1 protein-coding gene is annotated in these 216 nt (G+C 75.0%); it reads right to left on the bottom strand.

Features of this window, described 5'->3' with window-relative positions; genetic code table 11:
* Positions 1–216 (bottom strand): cupin domain-containing protein (locus QM517_RS18165; RefSeq protein WP_283289564.1); only part of this gene is annotated, 216 nt, incomplete at both ends.

Genomic DNA, 216 nt, shown 5'->3' with positions numbered 1-216 from the left:
AAGCTGAACCCCGGCGAGACGAGGCCGCTCACGACGGCTTCGGCGTCGTCGACGAGACGCGCCGACTGCCACCCGCCCGCGGGGACGGTCGCCTGCAGCCTCTCCCCCGCCGCGAGGGCCGCGCCGAGGACGACCGGAACGGCATCCGAAGGCGCAGCCCCCTCGCCACCGAACAACAGCTCGAGCCGCCCCGGTCCGTGCCACAGCCACACCTCG

The organism is Microbacterium sp. IEGM 1404 (genome assembly GCF_030056775.1).
GTDB lineage: Bacteria > Actinomycetota > Actinomycetes > Actinomycetales > Microbacteriaceae > Microbacterium.
This window is presented reverse-complemented; position numbering and strand designations above follow the sequence as displayed.